Annotated in this window: 13 protein-coding genes and 1 pseudogene; 11 read left to right on the forward strand and 3 right to left on the reverse strand. The window is 67.2% G+C overall.

The features are described from left to right. Positions 1–324: 324 nt before the first annotated feature. Positions 325–1,980 carry an FAD-dependent oxidoreductase gene (locus OCT48_RS04985; protein ID WP_263591622.1) on the forward strand — a complete coding sequence of 552 codons (1,656 nt, stop codon included), beginning with the start codon at positions 325–327 and terminating at the stop codon, positions 1,978–1,980. 10 nt (positions 1,981–1,990) lie between these two features. Here OCT48_RS04985 and OCT48_RS04990 read toward each other — a convergent pair whose 3' ends face one another. Beyond that, positions 1,991–5,224, reverse strand: coding sequence for an ATP-binding protein (locus OCT48_RS04990; protein WP_263591623.1), 3,234 nt, complete (start codon positions 5,222–5,224; stop codon positions 1,991–1,993). A gap of 361 nt (positions 5,225–5,585) precedes the next feature. Between OCT48_RS04990 and OCT48_RS04995 the strand changes: the two genes are divergently transcribed. The 4 genes from OCT48_RS04995 (at position 5,586) to OCT48_RS05010 (ending at position 9,372) form a co-directional block, all read left to right on the forward strand. Beyond that, complete coding sequence (locus tag OCT48_RS04995; RefSeq protein WP_263591624.1) at positions 5,586–6,371, forward strand: FadR/GntR family transcriptional regulator; 786 nt, start codon at positions 5,586–5,588, stop codon at positions 6,369–6,371. Further along, entirely contained in the window at positions 6,368–7,387 is a 1,020-nt protein-coding gene (locus OCT48_RS05000; protein WP_263591625.1) for a TRAP transporter substrate-binding protein, read from the forward strand. The genes OCT48_RS04995 and OCT48_RS05000 overlap by 4 nt, the downstream gene beginning before the upstream one ends. A gap of 87 nt (positions 7,388–7,474) precedes the next feature. Then, a complete protein-coding gene (locus OCT48_RS05005) occupies positions 7,475–8,071 on the forward strand; it encodes a TRAP transporter small permease subunit (protein ID WP_263591626.1) in 597 nt (198 codons plus the stop codon). Then, positions 8,071–9,372, forward strand: a complete 1,302-nt coding sequence (locus OCT48_RS05010) for a TRAP transporter large permease (RefSeq protein WP_263591627.1) — start codon at positions 8,071–8,073, stop codon at positions 9,370–9,372. The genes OCT48_RS05005 and OCT48_RS05010 overlap by 1 nt, the downstream gene beginning before the upstream one ends. 261 nt (positions 9,373–9,633) lie before the next feature. On the opposite strand, the gene OCT48_RS05015 is transcribed toward OCT48_RS05010, so the two are convergent. Both OCT48_RS05015 and OCT48_RS05020 read right to left on the reverse strand, forming a co-directional pair. Then, a complete protein-coding gene (locus OCT48_RS05015) occupies positions 9,634–10,146 on the reverse strand; it encodes a gluconokinase (protein WP_263591628.1) in 513 nt (170 codons plus the stop codon). A gap of 307 nt (positions 10,147–10,453) precedes the next feature. After that, positions 10,454–10,626 (reverse strand): annotated as a pseudogene (locus OCT48_RS05020) (choline ABC transporter permease); the annotation flags it as partial. A gap of 157 nt (positions 10,627–10,783) precedes the next feature. Between OCT48_RS05020 and OCT48_RS05025 the strand changes: the two are divergent. From OCT48_RS05025 to sufT, 6 genes are all read left to right on the forward strand, one after another. Beyond that, positions 10,784–11,245, forward strand: coding sequence for an SUF system Fe-S cluster assembly regulator (locus OCT48_RS05025; RefSeq protein WP_263591629.1), 462 nt, complete (start codon positions 10,784–10,786; stop codon positions 11,243–11,245). Positions 11,246–11,313: 68 nt separating this feature from the next. Next, complete coding sequence (sufB, locus tag OCT48_RS05030; RefSeq protein WP_263591630.1) at positions 11,314–12,756, forward strand: Fe-S cluster assembly protein SufB; 1,443 nt, start codon at positions 11,314–11,316, stop codon at positions 12,754–12,756. Between the two features lie 193 nt (positions 12,757–12,949). Next, positions 12,950–13,702: a Fe-S cluster assembly ATPase SufC gene (gene sufC, locus OCT48_RS05035; RefSeq protein ID WP_263591631.1), complete on the forward strand. Its 753-nt coding sequence runs from the start codon at positions 12,950–12,952 to the stop codon at positions 13,700–13,702. Further along, the gene (gene sufD / locus OCT48_RS05040) at positions 13,699–15,048 is read left to right on the forward strand and encodes a Fe-S cluster assembly protein SufD (protein WP_263591632.1); all 1,350 of its coding nucleotides are present in this window, start codon (positions 13,699–13,701) and stop codon (positions 15,046–15,048) included. Before sufC ends, sufD begins: the two co-directional genes overlap by 4 nt. Positions 15,049–15,052: 4 nt before the next feature. Next, positions 15,053–16,294 (forward strand): cysteine desulfurase, encoded by a 1,242-nt coding sequence (locus OCT48_RS05045; protein WP_318152567.1) that lies wholly within the window; start codon positions 15,053–15,055, stop codon positions 16,292–16,294. A gap of 18 nt (positions 16,295–16,312) precedes the next feature. Continuing rightward, the gene (gene sufT / locus OCT48_RS05050) at positions 16,313–16,885 is read left to right on the forward strand and encodes a putative Fe-S cluster assembly protein SufT (RefSeq protein ID WP_263591633.1); all 573 of its coding nucleotides are present in this window, start codon (positions 16,313–16,315) and stop codon (positions 16,883–16,885) included. Positions 16,886–16,895 lie beyond the last annotated feature (10 nt).

The raw sequence follows: 16,895 nt of genomic DNA on the forward strand, positions 1-16,895 counted from the left end.
TCCTGATCGGTCGCCCCCTCGGGAGCGGTTGAGATTCGCCGTCGGATTTTCCGTCCGGCATTCATACTTCAGCATCAGTCACCCAGGACTTCCGCATCATGCGAGGATCAGCTGACCCCGTCCCTTGCCGTATCAGATCGGGTGGCACCACGCCGTCCAGGCCCCCTCCGATGCCGCGGGGGCGCGCTTCGGCGACGGAATGCAGGCACGCTCGGTGAGATCAGGATCAGTTCGGGATCAGTTGTCGGCCATTCCTTGCGGGGCGGGTAGCATTGGCAAACGCTCATCCTTGTGTATGACGTCTCAATCACAAGGAGAATGACCATGAGCAATGCGATCGTGAAACTCGCCATCATCGGTGGCGGCGTCTCGGGGCTGTCGCTGGCCTATTACCTGCAGCGCCAGGTCGCGCAGGCCTCGGAACCGGGAGCGGCACTGGATATCACGCTGTTCGAGCGCAAGGCGTCACTGGGGGGCAATGCCGAGACCGTGGTCGTCGACCTGGGGACCCGGCGATTCGCATCGGGGGAAGACCGGCGCTACCTGCGCTGGGCGGACCTGGGGGTCAATGACGTCAACCTGGCGACCTACAAGCGGCTCGAGGCGATCATGGGCGAGATCGACTACCTCGACCACCTCAAGCCATTGCAGGACACCGAGAGCTATTTCACCCGCGATGGACGCCTCTCGCTGACCGATGACACCTACCTCAGCCGCGGGGTCTCCGATCCGGCCTTCGCGCTGGATGCCGCCGACCACGGCCGCCTGGCTCCCCTGATCCGCGTCGTGCATCGTGCGGCCCTGGATCTGCTCGACAGCATCACGCCCGCCTATACCGTCGCCGCCTATTTCGACGACTGCGAAGCCCGCCCACGCGAGATGCTCCAGACGGCGGCCCATGAGCTGGACATCGACATCGACTGGCAGGATCCCGATCTGCCGCGCCGGGTCGCCTCGGTCCGCACGCTGATCTACTATCCGCGGATCGCGGCGATGTATTTCACCGACGATCGGGGCCCGGGCGAGATGCCGCTGGCCGCGCCCTTCGAGTACTACCGGGTACAGGAGGGGGGCGGGGAGCCCCGGCGGCGCTATTTCGACTATGGGGCCCAACGCTGGCTCGATGCCCTGGCGGCGTACTTGGTGGCGCCGGAGAGGTCGGGGCCGCGAGTCACCATCCGCCGCCATGCCGAGGTCGGCGTACGCCTCGAGCCCGAGCGGGCGGTGGTGCATGACGATCATGGCTGGTCGGAGGCCTTCGACCTGGCCATCGTCGCCACCCACGCCGACGATGCGCGTCGCCTGGTGTCGCTCAGCGACCGGCTGGCGCCGACCCGCGAGCGGCTCGACGCCATCCTCGGGTCGGTGCGCTACACGCGCAGCTATGCCGTCTGCCACACCGCCTCCGATCGCCTGCCGCCCAACAAGAACGTCTGGCGCACCTACAACATCGAGATCCGCGATCCCGGCGACACGCGCTTTCCCTACCGCATCGACTACCTGACCAATCTCCACCAGAACGATCCCGCCAATCCGGACTATGACGAGGCCGGGCTGCCCCAGTACTTCGTGTCGCTGGTCGACGACCTCAACCGTATCCCGCGCCAGGAGATGCTCGACAAGGTGCTGGATCCCGAATGCATCCCCGAGGCGATGCAGGTGCGGCTGCCCGACGCGACCCGCACGCAGATGGCGGAGGGCCTCCACGACTCGGGCTACAAGCACGAGTTGCCGACGCCCGACGAGGCGCTGCAGCGCAAGGCCTGGACCTATTTCAAGCACAATGTGCTCGATGCCGCCTGCCTCCAGGCGCAGCGTGACATCGACGCCTACAACGCCGAGACGGCAAAGGCCTGGCGGAGGGGGCAGGCGTCCTGTCCGCTGCTGTTCGCGGGGGGGTGGACGCGTGGCGCCGGCCTGCAGGAGCAGTGCCTGGAACAGTCCGGGCGGCTGGTCGGCTGGCTGCTGGGGAGCGAATGAGACGCCGCGGTCAGCCGGGGCTCGCGCCCGGGTAGTCGCGCAGCGCCAGGCGCGGCATCACCAGGGTCAGTCCCTGGTCGACGCCTCGTCGCCAGTGCTCGAGCAGGCGGCAATGGGCGGCCTCCGAGCCGTCGTCCAGCCAGGCGGCATGGCGCTCGATCAGCTCGATATGATGCCCTGCCCAGGCACAGGGCTCGTCGGCGACGAAGGCGCGCAGTTGTCCGGCATAGCGTCGAGCGGCCGCGGCCTCGCCATGCAGCAGGCAGGTCTCGGCCGCGGCGACCAGGAAGCGGTAGGCGTTGTGTCCGACACAGCCACGCTCGAGCAGCGCCATCCCCTTGTCGAGGGCGCCGCGTCGTGCCTCGCCGTCTTCCTCGAGCAGTGCCAGGGTGCCCAGTACCCAGGGGCCGATGAAGTGTTCCAGGCGATGGCGTTCGACCATCCGCCAGGCGGTGCGAATCAGGTTGCGCGCCAGCTCAGGCTCCCCGCCGACGAGCCTGAGTCGAGCCTCGCTCTCGAGCAGGAAGGCCTCGAAGCGCCCCGCTCCCATGCCCCTGGCCAGGGCCAGGCCGGTCTCGACATGCGCCAATGCCGGCTGCGGGTTGCCTTGTGACAGCAGGATCCAGCTCGCCGTCAGGCGGGCGACGATCTCGGCGCGGCGATTGCCGACCCGCTCGCCCAGCTCGGTGGCCGCCAGGGTGTCCTCCAGGGCGGCCTGGGTCGCGTTGGTGTAGATGCGTGCCGTGCCCAGCATGAACAGGTTCGAGGCTTCCAGGTCGGCGTGACCATGTTCGCGGCAGAGACGCACGCAGCGCTCGAACACCCGGTGTGCGCTGAGCATATGCCCCTGGGCGTAATGGGTGTCTCCCAGGCCGCTGAGGGCCTGTATCTCGGTCGTCGCCAGGCCGCAGGTTCGTGCCTCGGCCAGCGCGAGCTCCTGGCAGGCCCGGCAGCCAGCGAAGTCGCCACGCGGAAAATGGATGTTGCCCCTGAGGTAATGGATGTCGGCGAGGGCGGCATGGGCCTCGCGGGGCTCGGCCACCGCCAGTACCCGGTCGAGCAGGTGCGCCTCGGCATCCAGTTCGTCCAGCAGGTTGAGGGTCCGCGCCAGGCCGATGCTGGCATCGACCCAGGCGTCGTCGTCGGCGGCCAGCTCCTGGGCACGCACGAAATGGGTGTGGGCCTCCTGGGTGAGCCCCATGGCGCTGCTGATCCGGGCCTGCAGCATCGCCAGGCGATAGTCGTCGCGCGGTGCATAGTCGATGGCCTGACATTGTTGCACCAGCCCCAGCGCCGGGGCGTGAAGGTGCTGGCGAAGCTGTGACTCGATGGCCTCGAGGAAGGCCCCCGGGGCCGCCAGGGCCCGGGCCTTGTGCAGGTGACGGGCCCGCAGGGTGGGGTCGCGGCCGGCGTAGTGCTGGGCCAGGCGCAGGTGCATCCGGTCGCGCTGCTCCCTGGGGATGGCCTCGTAGATGCCCTGCATGATCAGGTCATGCACGAACAGGTAGCTGCCGTCGGGCAGTTCGCGCACCAGGTAGTGGCGCTGTGGCAGGCTGGGACGATAGTCCCGCGACGGCAGCAGCGCCTGCAGCTCCTCGAGGCCGAACCGCTGGCCGATGGTGGCGGCCGCCCGCAGCGCCTGGCGGTCCACCGTGGCCAACTGGTCGAGTTTGGTCTGCACCAGGTGCTTGAGGCTGGCGGGCAGGTCGCCCCCCTTGCGGAACAGCAGCAGCTGGGTCAGGAACAGCGGATTGCCCTGGGCTCGCGTCACGCACTGCGCGACGAAGGCGGGATCGGCGTTGCTGACACATGCGGCCAGCGCTTCGGTCTCGGGCTGGCGCAAGGGGGCGAGGTCGATCAGGGTCAGGGGCAGGTCGGCCAGGCGTGGCCGTAGTCGGGTGTCCAGGGGATCCTGCTCGAGGCGTGACGTCAGCATCCAGATCACCGGGGCGTCGCGGACCTCCTGCAGCAGCGTGGCGAGGAGGGCGAAGAGCGTATCGTCGGCCCAGTGCAGATCCTCGATCACCAGGACCTGGAGCCGCTCGATGGAGCGGCGGCGGATCAGCTTACGTAACGCCTCGCCCTGCCGCGACAGGCGTGTTTCGTGGGTCATGGCCGCGAAGAGCCGCTCGTCCGCCGTGGGCTGCGATAGTCCCAGCAGGGGGCGAAAGAGCATGGCGTGATCGCCGGCCAGCCGCAGCCGGCGCAGCTGTTCCTGGAGCTGGCGTTCCGCGGCATCGGGGGCATCGGGCAGTGCGAGCAGCGAGCGCACCAGTTGGGCGAGGGGGCCCTCGTTGCTGCGGCTGCCGAAGTCGAGCACGGCGGCTCCGTGCCGGTCGGCGTCCAGCTGCTGCGCCATGTCGGTGAATTCGTCGACCAGCCGGGTCTTGCCGATGCCCGCCACGCCGCGTACGTAGAGCACGTGCCCCACCTGGTAGTCCCGCGTGGTCTCGAGTACCGCCTTGAGTTGGCTGATTTCGAGGTGGCGGCCGATCAGATCGAAGTGACTGACCTGCTGAGCGTCCCGGGGATAGAGGAAGCGCCACCAGTCTCGCGAGGCCGCATCGCTGAAGGCGAAGCGCTCGCCAAGCTGCACCGCCAGCCCCCGCTCGACCCAGATCGACGGCAGCTCGGTGTCGGTCGCGGGGGGCAGGGCATCGCCGTCGGTTGCGGACGCCCGGGACGCCGGCCACTGTCGAGTGTCGCAGCACAGGCGTCCCCTTCGGATCCCGGCGGCGGCGACCCGCTGGGCCACGGCGATGGCGCATTGCAGGCAGCGCAGGGCGTCACTGCGGTAGGCGCGCGGCAACCCGAAGCTGGCCTCCAGGCACCTGCCATCCCCGGGCTGGGGGGTGCCCCCGAACTGGTCGATGAGGTTGGCGATCGTCGTCGCGACCCCGTCGGGAAACGCCTCCGCCCAGACGCTCAGGCGGATGACCGTACGGCTCTCGTCGTCGTCCGGCAACGTCGCCACGTCGCTGGAGGGTGTCGTTGGGGAAGCGACCGTGCAGGCGGCGAGTCGTTCGACCTCGGTGCCGTGGACGGTCGCGAGGTGCCGGGCGGTGCGGTAAAGCACCGGCTTGCCGCTCTCGGCACGCTTGATCGAGGCGATGGACACGCACAGCCGCTGCTCGAAACAACGCTGGGCAAGGGCTTCCTGGCTCAACCCCAGGCGCTTGCGCAACTGCTTGAGACACTTGGCATCCAGCACCAGGCGGCCGTCCTGCCGCGTTGTCCCTGCCACGAGCCGACTCCTTTTCTATGCTGAGACCAGCACCGAGTGTCATGAGATTTCTCATGCTCTCAAGAAGATCATAGCCCAGTCGGAGGGTCAGGACGGTTGTCCTGTCCCTCCTCGGGCAGCGGGGCGGACGTGTCGCCGGCCCCTGCGACCCTGGCGCGAGTGCCTGGTGGATTCCGAACCCGCCGCTCTCTCCGGGCGATGCATCGCCTCGATGCCGGGGCGGAGCAGGCCATGGCCGTCTAGCGAAAGGCGCGAGAGGGGGACCAAAGTCTAAAGGCACTAAGTCCGAATTTGTTCGACCCTATGTCCGACATAGAAAGCATAGGGTCCGACAAGGGCCGCGATCCACGAAAGGCACCCCATGTCCCAAGCTCCCGACAGTTCCCGTCGCTCGACGCGACCCGATATTGCCGACTTCCTCGCCGAGGCCATCTTCAGCGGGGAATACGCACCGGGTGAGTTCGTGCCCAAGGAACTGGATCTCTGCGAGCGCTTCGGCGTCAGCCGCAGCACGGTACGCAGCGCCCTGCAGACCCTGGTGGCGGCGGGGCTGCTGACCCGGATCTCGGGGCAGGGCACGCGGGTTCGCCCCTTGCAGGAGTGGCACCTGCTCGATCCGCGGGTCAGTGCCTGGATGGCGCGCTTCGCCCAGCCCAATCCGCGGATCCAGCGGGAGATCTTCGCCTTCCGGGTCGCCGTGGAGCCCTTCGTCGCCCGCCTGGCGGCCGAGCACGCCACCGCGGCGGATCTGCTGGCCATCGAGTCGGCCTACGACGGCATGATCCGGGCCCTGGAGCAGGATGACCTGCGCTGGCAGGGCCTGTCCCACGACGAGCACGACGTGGCCTTCCACGAGGCCATCTTCGCGGCGTCGCACAACCTGGTCTGGGCACAGATCAGCCATGTGCTCAAGCCCGCCATCGCGCTGCTGGTGGAGCGCTCCAACCACAGTGCCGACGAGCTCAACGACAGCATGGAACGCCATCGCCGGGTGATGGAGGCGATTCGCCTGCGTCAGCCGGAGCAGGCCGCCGCGGCGGCACTCACGGTGCTGGAACGTACCGGCCGGGATCTGGGCCTGGAAGGCCTGATGCCCTCTCTTGCCACCCTCGAAGTCCCAACAAGAAGCGAAAAGGAAGCCTCATGATGTTCAACACGCCTCTCAAGACCCTGACCGTCGCCGTCCTCGGCGCCATGGCCTTCAATGCCCAGGCCGCCGAGTACGAGTGGACCTTCCAGACCTCCGAGACCGCGGGGGAGCCGCAGTTCGAGATGAAGAAGGCCTGGGCGGACAACGTCGAGCAGATGTCCGACGGCCGCATTGCCATCGAGATCCTGCCGGTGGGCGCCGTGGTCCAGGCCAACCAGACCCTGCAGGCCGTCGAGTCCGGCATCCTGCAGGGCCACATGACCGATCCCAGCTACTTCACCGGGCGCGATCCGGCCTTCGGCATGATCGGCAACCTGGTCGGCGCCTGGAGCGACCCCTACGACTTCCTCGACTACATGAACAACGCCGGGGGCGAGGAGCTCTACAACAAGCTGGTCGAGCCCTATGGCCTGCACCTGATCGGCGCCGCCGCCACCGGCCTGGAGTCGCTGCCGTCCACCAAGCCGATCCGTTCGGTCGAGGACATGCAGGGCCTCAAGTTGCGCGCCCCGGAAGGCATGGTCTACAACATCTTCGAGGCCGCCGGCGCCACCCCGGTCAACCTGCCGGGCTCCGAGGTCTACACCGGCCTGGAGAAGGGGGTGATCGACGCCGCCGACTATACGGTGTTCGCCACCAACCAGTCCCAGGGTCTGCACGAGTTCGCGCCCTATCCGCTGTATCCCGGCTTCCACTCCCTGCCGATGGTTTCGGTGTCGCTGAACAAGGAGATCTGGGACAGCCTGCCGGCGGACCTCAAGGCGATCCTCGAGACCTCCGTGGACGACCTGGCCTACGAGATGGTCGCCGAGCTCAAGACCCGCGACCTGGAAGCCGTGCGTGAGGCGCGCCAGAACCCGGACATCGAGATCATCGACCTGCCGGCGGAGGAGCGCACCAAGTTCCGCAACATCGCCAAGGAAGAGTGGGCGACCTGGGCCGAGAAGAACGAGATCACCGGCGAGTTCTACGAGTCGGTGGTGGCCTACCTGGAAAACCACAACCTGCTGTAAGCCTTCCGGCCGGCGGACGCCGCCGGCCGGCTGTCACGTCCCGGGCCATCCGCGCGGATGGCCCGCCCCTTTCGTTGAGGAAGTCTCATGACTCGAGAGTCTCGTCGCCCGGAGGGCGGCTCGGCCTCTGACGAGGTTGTCCCTGTCGACCCGGTGCGCAACGTCTTCGATCGCGGCGTCATGGCCTGTGGCCGCCTGGCGGCCTGGCTGGTGTTCGTCGCCATGGTCATCAGTGTCTTCGAGGTCGTCATGCGCTACGCCTTCGGCTCGCCGACCTCCTGGGTGCATGAAAGCGTGGTCATGCTGGTGGGGGTGAGCTTCGCCCTCGGCGGCCCCGCGGCCCTGGCCTGCAATCGGCATATCCGGGTGCGGGTGCTCTACGACAGCGTCGGGCCCAAGGCCAAGCTGTGGCTCGACCGCTTCAATGACCTGGTGACCTTCCTGTTCTGCCTGGGCATGACCTACGCGGCCACGGTGATGTTCTGGAACGCCTCTCACAATCCGCTGGGCGAGTGGCAGCTGGAGCGCTCCGGCACCGCCTGGAACCCGCCCATCCCGGCCCTGGTGAAGGGCATGATCCTGCTGGCCCTGGCGATCATGTGCGTGCAGGCGCTGCTGCACCTGGGGCAGTCGCTGCGCGGCAAGCCGGCCCCCGACCCCGATGACATGGAGGGCACCGCCTGATGGATATCGCCAACGGAACCCTCCTGCTGGTAGGCCTGATCTTCGCGCTGCTGGTCACCGGCCTGCCGCTGGCCTTCATCACCGGCCTGGTGGCGCTCGCCTTCACCTTCGGCTGGTTCGGCCCCGATGCCCTGCCGCTGGTCACCAGCCGGGTCTACGGCTTCGTCACCGAGTACTCGCTGGTGGCAGTGCCGATGTTCGTGCTGATGGCCTCGCTGCTCGACCGCTCGGGGATCGCCAAGGACCTGTTCAACGCCATGCGCGTGTTCGCCGGCCGCCTGCCCGGTGGCGTGGCGGTGCAGACCATCGTGGTGGCCTTCTTCCTGGCCGCGCTGTCGGGGATCATCGGCGGCGAGATCGTGCTGCTCGGCATCCTGGCCCTGCCGCAGATGCTGCGCCTGGGCTACGACAAGCACCTGTCCATCGGCGTGGTCTGCGCCGGCGGGGCGCTGGGCACCATGATGCCGCCGTCCATCGTGCTGATCATCTACGGCCTGATCGCCTCGGAGTCGATCGCCGACCTGTTCACCGCGGCGATCACCCCGGCGGTGATCCTGATGCTCTCCTACATCGGCTACGTGCTGGTGCGCTGCCTGAAGAATCCCGCCATGGGCCCGCCGATGAGCGATGCCGACCGCGAGGAAGGCTTCGCCAACCGTTGGCAGGCCCTCAAGGCGATCGTCGTCCCGGGGCTGATCGCGGTGCTGGTGCTGGGCTCGATCTACGGCGGCGTGGCCTCGGTGACCGAGGCGGCGGCCATGGGCGTGTTCGGCGTGCTGCTGGCGGTGGTCGCCCGCGGCGAGTTCTCGCTGAAGACCATGCACGAGAGCCTGGGCCAGACGCTGATCACCTGCGGCATGATCATCTGGATCGGCATCGGCGCCGCGGCGCTGGTCGGGGTCTACAACCTGATGGGCGGCAACCGCTTCATCTCGGGCATGATCATGGGCCTGGACGTGGCGCCGATCATGATCATCCTGGTGATGATGGCGATCCTGCTGGTGCTGGGCATGTTCCTCGACTGGATCGGCGTGGCCATGCTGACCCTGCCGATCTTCGTGCCGATCGTCGAGCAGCTGGGCTACAGCCCGATCTGGTTCGGCATCCTGTTCGCCGTGAACATGCAGGTGTCCTTCCTGTCGCCACCCTTCGGCCCGGCGGCCTTCTACCTCAAGGGCGTGGCGCCGCCCGAGGTCAGCCTCAAGGACATCTTCGTCTCGCTGCTGCCGTTCATCGCCCTGCAGCTCTGCGTGCTGTTCGCGCTGCTGTTCTGGCCCAACCTGGCCATGTGGCTGGTGTGATCTCGCGCCGGCTGCGGCCGGGGCGTGGCCCTGCCGGGAGCGCGGCCATTCCCCTGGACGGCGAGCCCGCGAGCATCGCACGATGCCGAGGGAATGCTGACAGGATCAAGGAGGCTCCATGATCGCTATTCGGCGGTGAATCCATCGTGATGGCGGGAGGAATTTTTCACGATAGGCCATGGTCAAAATGGCCATGAAGTAGCCATAAAGAAAGCGGCGCCTTGGCGCCGCTTTCTGTCTTTTCATGGCCGGTCAATCGGCTCAGGTGGAGCGGAGTCGTGTCGTGAAGGCATCGACGATGTCCCGGGGTGTCGAGCGGATGTTGCAGCGAAAGGCCTCCGTCTCGTCGGGGACCTCGAGGGTCGCGAGCTGGCTGTCGAGCATGTGCGCGCCGGCGAAGAAGTGATCGTCCCGGGCATCGAGCCGCGTCAGCAGCAGCTCGCGGCTGCCGTGAAGATAGAGGATCTTCAGGTCGGGAGCGCCCTGGCGAAGGCGGTCCCGGTAGCGGCGCTTGAGGGCCGAGCAACCGATGACCAGCGACTTGCCCTCGGTGCGGTAGCGCCGGTAGAGGTCGGCCAGGGTCTGTAGCCAGGCGGCACGGTCGTCGTCGGTGAGGGGTTCGCCCCGGGCCATCTTGGCGATGCTGGCGGCGCTGTGATGGTCATCCCCGTCGATGAAGGTGGCGTCGATGGTCGCGGCAACCTGGCGTCCTATATGAGACTTTCCCGATCCGGAAACCCCCATGACGAGAATGCTTTTTGCGTCGGTGTTCATGCGAGAATCTTCTTTATTTTGGCGTCCATTGGGTGCCAGTGATTCTAGCATTTTTCCAGCAAAGGGAGAGAGGCTCCTGGGCGAAAAGCCACGCCTGCCGCATGGGCAGGCGTCGTCGCTCAGCGGTAGCCGGCCATCAGCTCGCGCACCAGGGGGGTAACGGCATCGCGGATTCGCGAGCCGCCCCAGAAATGGCTGTCGCCCTCGGAGCCGTAGCGGTTGGCCATGATCACCGGGGACCGTAGGTCATGGCGTAGCAGCGTACGCTCGGCAGCCAGTTCGGCTCGTTGGAGGAGTCGTCGCTGACGATGTCGCGGGCCGCCTCGCGCAGGGCGGGATCGACGTTGTGGATGGCGGGGTAGGTGTTGCGGACGATCGGCAGCAGTGAGTAGAGCAGCACCGCGATTACCGCCGGCAGGTAGCCGATACCCTGTCCATCAGCGAGAGCACCGGGATCATGATCCCGAACAGGGTGATGGATGAGAACGATTAGCGTTATTGATGGCATCGGCGCTGAACGTGTCGCGAACCCCCGGGGACCGGGCGGGAAAGGGCCAGAAGGCTTCACATCGAAATCATACAGGACTAAAATGGTCCGCAATCGATCTTGAGGGGGCTGTCCCCGGGGAGTCAGGCATTGCTCAAGTTGTCCCGACTGACCGACTACGCGGCCGTGGTGATGGCGCAGATCGCCCGCCATCCCGAGCAGCCGCATGCCGCGGCAGAGCTCGCCGAGGCGGTGCAGCTGCCGCATCCCACGGTCAGCAAGACCCTGAAGATGCTGGTCAAGGCGGGCCTGCTGGAGTCGCGCCGTGGTGCTCAGGGGGGCTACTCCCTGGCCCGGCCGGCTTCACGGATCACCGCCAGCGACATCATCTCGGCCATCGAGGGGCCCGTGGCGATGACCGAGTGCAGCCAGGCCGAGGGCGACTGTGAGCTGGTCGCGACCTGTGGGGTGTCCGACAACTGGCAGCGCGTCTCGCTGGCGGTGCGTACCCTGCTCGACAGCGTGACCCTGGCCCACCTGGCCGATACCACCCCGATCAAGCTGCCGGTGCAGCTGCCCATACAGAGCGTGAGCCTGGCCGTCGAGGCCTGATCACCATCGGAATCACCACCCGAGGCGAGCCCCGCTCGCCGACCCAACCGCCCGGGAGGGGACACATCATGGCAAGTCAGGAAATGGAACAGCTTGTCCGTCGCGAATACAAGGAAGGCTTCGTGACGGACATCGAGAGCGATACGGTACCGCCGGGTCTGGACGAGAACACCATCGCCTTCATCTCCAACAAGAAGGGCGAGCCGGAGTGGATGCTGGAGTGGCGTCTCAAGGCCTATCACCAGTGGCTGAAGATGACGCCGCCCTCCTGGGCGCACCTCGACTATCCGCCGATCGACTACCAGGCGATCTCCTACTACAGCGCGCCCAAGCGCCCCGAGGACCGTCCCCAGAGCCTCGACGAGGTCGATCCCAAGCTGCTCGAGACCTACGAGAAGCTGGGCATCCCGCTGCACGAGCGGGCAGCGCTGGCCGGCGTGGCGGTGGACGCGGTCTTCGACTCGGTGTCGGTGACCACCACCTTCAAGGAGAAGCTCCACGAGGCCGGGGTGATCTTCTGTTCCATCTCCGAGGCGATCCGCGACTACCCGGAGCTGGTCAAGCAGTACCTGGGCAGCGTGGTGCCCCAGGGCGACAACTACTTCGCGGCGCTCAACTCGGCGGTCTTCACCGACGGCTCCTTCGTGTTCGTGCCGGAGGGCGTGACCTGCCCCATGGAGCTGTCCACCTACTTCCGCATCAATGCCGCCAACACCGGGCAGTTCGAGCGGACCCTGATCGTCTGCGAGAGCCGGGCTCAGGTCTCCTACCTGGAGGGCTGCACGGCCCCCCAGCGCGACGAGAACCAGCTGCACGCGGCGGTGGTCGAGCTGGTGGCCCTGGAAGACGCCTCGATCAAGTACTCCACGGTGCAGAACTGGTACCCGGGTGACGAGGACGGCAAGGGCGGCATCTACAACTTCGTCACCAAGCGCGGCGACTGCCGCGGGGACCGCTCCCACATCAGCTGGACCCAGGTGGAGACCGGCTCGGCCATCACCTGGAAGTACCCGTCCTGCGTGCTGCGCGGCCGCGACAGCATCGGCGAGTTCTACTCCGTGGCGGTGACCAATGGTCGCCAGCAGGCCGATACCGGCACCAAGATGATCCATATCGGCGAGGGCACCCGCTCCACCATCGTCTCCAAGGGCATCTCCGCGGGTCGCTCCGACCAGTCCTATCGCGGCCTGGTCAAGGTGGGCCCGCGGGCCAAGGGCGCGCGCAACTACACCCAGTGCGACTCGCTGCTGATCGGCGACACCTGCGGGGCCCACACCTTCCCCTACCAGGAGATCGGCAACAGCACCGCCACGGTGGAGCACGAGGCGACCACCTCCAAGATCGGCGAGGACCAGCTGTTCTACTGCCAGAGCCGCGGCATCGCCGAGGAGGATGCGGTGAACATGATCGTCAACGGCTTCTGCAAGGACGTCTTCAAGGAGTTGCCGATGGAATTCGCCGTGGAGGCCGAGGCGCTGCTTAACGTCACCCTCGAAGGCGCTGTTGGTTGAGGAAACGGCTGCGCGACGCCTGTACGGCGTTGGAAGCAGGATCGAGAATGCTCATTTACGGTCGTAAACTCCGCTTCTCTCACCTGCTTCCGCCTGGTTCAGGTGCCGCTCGCGCGTTTCTCCGGATTCGCGAAAAGGTCAAAACATTCAAGGAGTCGCGCCGGCGGCTCATTACGAATCAAGGGTAGTCAACATGCTCGAAGTCAAGGATCTGCACGTCACGGTCGAGGGTTCCGAGATCCTCAAGGGCCTCAACCTGACCATCGGTGCCGGCGAAGTCCACGCCATCATGGGCCCCAACGGGGCCGGCAAGTCGACCCTCTCGGCGGTCATCGCCGGCAAGGACGGCTATGAGGTCACCCAGGGCACGATCACCTACGAGGGCCGCGACGTGCTCGAGATGGAGATCGAGGAGCGGGCCCGGGCCGGCCTGTTGCTCGGCTTCCAGTACCCCGTGGAGATCCCCGGGGTGAAGAACATCTACCTGCTCAAGGCGGCCCTCAACGCCAAGCGCGAGGCCGAGGGGCTGGGCGAGATCCCGGCGCCGGAGTTCATGAAGCTGATCAAGGAGAAGATCGCCTTCATGCAGATGGACGCCAGCTTCCTGCAGCGCGCCGTCAACGAGGGCTTCTCCGGTGGCGAGAAGAAACGCAACGAGATCCTGCAGATGCTGGTGCTCCAGCCGCGCCTGGCGATGCTCGACGAGATCGACTCCGGCCTCGACATCGACGCCATGAAGGTGGTGGCCAAGGGCGTCAACTCGCTGCGCGCCGAGGACCGCGGCATCCTGCTGGTGACCCACTATCAGCGGTTGCTCGACTACATCGTGCCGGACCGGGTCCATGTGCTGGTCGACGGGCGCATCGTCAAGAGCGGTGACGCCGATCTGGCCCGCGAACTCGAGGACCGTGGCTACGACTGGCTGCTGGAGGGCTCCGCCGCATGAATGAAGATGTGCAGCGCTTCCTCGATCGCCTGACCGAGCGCAATGCCACCCGCGGCCCCGAACCGACCTGGATCGCCGCCCGCCGCCAGGCCGGCGCGGCTCGCTTCGAGGCCCTGGGCTTTCCGCATCGCCGCATCGAGAACTGGAAGTACACCGACGTTCGCGCGATCGCCCGCCACGACTTCGCGCTGGCCAGCGATGCCGACTTCTCGCCGGCCGCGGCGGCGGCCCTGACCCTGCCGCTCGACGGCCACCGCCTGACCTTCGTCGATGGCGTCTTCGCCCCGGCCCTGTCGGATCTCGGCGATCTGCCCGACGGCGTCCAGCTGATGCCGCTCTCGCAGGCGCTGGAGGACAACCACGAGGCCGTCGGCGGACCGCTGGGCCGGCTGACCGGGGTCGAGTTCTCGCCCTTCGCCGCCCTCAACACCGCCTTCATGGAGGAGGGCGCCGTGGTCCGTCTGGCGCCGCGTACCGTGGTGAACAAGCCCATCGTGCTGCAGTTCCTGTCCCGGGCCGGGGAGCAGGCGGTGATGAGCCACCCGCGTATCCTCATCGAGGCGGGAGGGCGCAGCCAGGCCACCGTCGTCGAACACCACGTGGGCGAGGAGGGCGCCGCCAACTTCACCAACCTGGTGGAGGAGATCATCCTCGAGCGCGGGGCGATGCTGACCCACTACAAGCTCCAGGAGGCGCCGATCCAGGACCGCCACGTGGCCAGCATCCAGGTGGAGCAGGCCCGCGATAGCCGCTACACCTCGTTCAACCTGAACCTCGGTGGCGGCCTGGTGCGCAACGACCTGGTCAGCGACCTCAACGGCCAGGGGGCGGAGGCCGCCTTCCGGGGGCTCTTCTATGGCCAGGGCCGCCAGCACGTGGACAACCACACCCTGGTCAACCACAACGCGCCCCACACCACCTCGCGGGAGAACTACAAGGGCATCCTCGACGACCGGGCCCATGGCGTGTTCAACGGCAAGGTGATCGTCAAGCGCGATAGCCAGAAGATCGAGGCCGAGCAGAGCAACGCCAACCTGCTGCTCTCCGATCGCGCCGAGATCGACACCAAGCCCGAGCTCGAGATCTACGCCGACGACGTCAAGTGCGCCCACGGCGCGACCACCGGCCAACTCGACGAGGAGGCCATCTATGCCCTGCGTACCCGCGGCATCGATGCCCAGACCGCCCGGGGCCTGCTGACCCTGGCCTTCGCCGGCGAGGTCATGGAACGGGTCGACCTCGACGCCGTCGCCGAGCGGGTCGAACTGACGGTGGCCGGCAAGCTGCCGGAGCGCTTCAACCTGGCCGGGCTGGTGGAGACCGCCGCGGCCCTGAACGAGGAATAAGTCCATGGCCGACTTCAGCGATCTGCTGCTGGACGTGGTGCGGGTCCGCCGGGACTTCCCGATCCTCGATCGGGAGGTCCATGGCAAGCCACTGGTCTATCTCGACAACGCGGCCACCAGCCAGACCCCGCGGCAGGTGATCGAGACCCTCGATGACTACTACCGGCGCTACAACGCCAACATCCACCGTGGGCTGCACACCCTGGCCGACGAGGCTACTGCGGCCTACGAAGGCACCCGTGAGACGGTGCGCGCCTTCCTGGGCGCCGCCGACAGCCGCGAGATCGTCTTCACCCGCGGCACCACCGAGGCCATCAACCTGGTGGCGGGTAGCTGGGGACGGGCCAACCTGGGGCCCGGCGACGAGGTGCTGATATCGCGCCTCGAGCACCACTCCAATATCGTCCCCTGGCAGCTGCTGGCGAGCGAATTGGGGCTCGTGATCAAGGTGATCCCGGTGGACGAGCGGGGCGTGCTCGACCAGGTGGCCTATCGCGACCTGATCGGCGAGCGCACCAGGCTGGTGGCGGTCAACCACGTGTCCAACGCCTTCGGGACCATCAACCCGGTGGCCGAGATGGCGCGTGTGGCCCATGAGCATGGCGCCCTGATCCTCGTCGACGGGGCCCAGGCCGCGCCGCACCAGACCCTCGATGTCCGCGAGATCGATGCCGACTTCTATGCCTTCTCCGGCCACAAGGTCTACGGGCCCACCGGCGTCGGGGTGCTGTACGGCAAGGCCGAGTTGCTCGAGGCCATGCCGCCCTGGCAGGGCGGCGGCGAGATGATCAAGACGGTATCCTTCGAGACGCCCACCACCTTCGCCGACATCCCCCACAAGTTCGAGGCGGGGACGCCGGCCATCGCCGAGGTCATCGCGCTGGGGCGGGCGCTGGAGTGGGTCGGCGAGATCGGGCTCGAGCTGATCACCGCCTGGGAGGCCCGGCTGCTGGCCCATGCCACCGAGGGCGTGGCCGGCATCGACGGCCTGCGCATCCTGGGCACCGCCCCGGACAAGGCCGGCGTGCTGTCCTTCGTGGTCGACGGCGCCCATTCCCAGGACATCGGCCTGCTGATCGACCAGCTCGGCGTGGCCATCCGCACCGGCCACCACTGTGCCCAGCCGCTGCTGTCCTGGTTCGGCGTCGACGCCACCTGCCGCGCCTCCTTCGCCGCCTACAACACCCCCGAGGAGGTCGATATCTTCGTCGAGGGCCTCGAGCGGGTCGTGGGCATGCTGCGCTGAGGGAAACCAAGGAGTCACATGAGCGATTTCGACCCGTTGGCCAGCCTGTACAAGGGCCAGCTCCTGCCGCTGCAACGCGACGTCGAGGCGATCTCCATCCCCTTCGGCAAGACCGTGACGCTCGCCGAGGACAGTGAGGTCAGCGTGATGCAGGCCAAGGGCAGCTCGGTCAGCGTGGGCCACGAGGGACGGCTGTACCTCATCGAGGGCAGCAACCTGGATGCACTGGGCCTCGAGGCCCTGCCGCGGCCGACGCTGGCCGAGGACGCCTCCGAGGCGCAGATCGAGCAGTTCGTCTGGGATCAGCTGCGCACCTGCTTCGATCCCGAGATCCCGGTCAATATCGTCGATCTGGGCCTGGTCTACGGCTGCCGCATCGAGCGGCTGATCACCGGCGAGCGTATCGTCACCATCCGCATGACGCTGACCGCCCCCGGCTGCGGCATGGGCGACGTCATCGCCGCGGATGCCCGCAACAAGATCCTCGGCGCGCCCCAGATCCGCCAGGTGCACACCGAGATCGTCTTCGACCCGCCGTGGAGTCGTGAGATGATGAGCGACGAGGCCAAGCTGGAACTGGGGATGTTCTGACCGGGGAGGT

The organism is Halomonas sp. M4R1S46 (assembly GCF_025725685.1).
Classification (GTDB): Bacteria; Pseudomonadota; Gammaproteobacteria; order Pseudomonadales; family Halomonadaceae; genus Halomonas.